This is a genomic window from Dankookia sp. GCM10030260, from assembly GCF_042666655.1.
GTDB lineage: Bacteria > Pseudomonadota > Alphaproteobacteria > Acetobacterales > Acetobacteraceae > Paracraurococcus.
The window spans coordinates 1-716 of the sequence record NZ_JBHTDE010000091.1 but is presented as its reverse complement, the minus strand read 5'-3'; the positions used below and the strand labels follow the sequence as shown (position 1 = coordinate 716).

Here is a 716-nt window from a genome sequence, read left to right as displayed (position 1 = left end):
CCCATCCGCCTCCGCGGCGCCATGCTGAACCTGACCGACATGTGGCGGGCAGCCGGCGGCCCGGAGTACCGGCGCCCGATCCACTGGCTGGTGCTCGAGGAGACCACGCGCTTTCGCGCCCATGCAGGGGCGCACTGGACCGAGCTCGACGAGCCGGTCAGCCCAAATATCATCCAGGATGATATTATCCGCCTCGACCCCGACGGCTTCGTTGCCACCGCCCGCGGCCGCCACGGCGGCACCTGGGCGCACTGGCATCTGGCCTTGGCCTATGCCCGATATCTCTCCCCGGCGTTCCACCTTTGGTGCAACACGGTGGTCCGCCGCGCCATGGAATGGCGCGGCAGCCTGCCCACGGCGGACAACGATCCGCTGCTGCTGCACCTCGCCCAGCAGTTCCGCGACCTGAATCGCCGGCTCGACATCCTCGACCGGCACTTCGCAGACCTGATGTTCCTGCAGCTATCCGCGCAGGAGCTGGTGCTGGGCAACCGGCTGGAGTTTACCGGGCTGAGCCGCGGCATCATCCTCGAGGTGGTGACGGGCGAGCCCTACGAGGGCCAGTGCCCCTGCTGCATGCGCGAGCCCGTTCTCACCGAGGCCAACCGGCCGGTGGCCAGCGCCGCCTTCGACCACTTCTTTCATCGCGGCCTGAACAAGCCGGAGCATGGGTGGTTGATCTGCGGGGCGTGCCATGCCGAGCTGACCTATGGCGG

The 716-nt window shown here is 68.3% G+C and carries 1 protein-coding gene; it reads left to right on the top strand.

Going from position 1 to position 716, the window contains the following annotated elements; translation table 11 throughout:
* Positions 1-21: 21 nt before the first annotated feature.
* Positions 22-716: KilA-N domain-containing protein (locus ACFQS7_RS30980; protein WP_380070990.1), on the top strand; the 695-nt coding region annotated here is incomplete at its 3' end.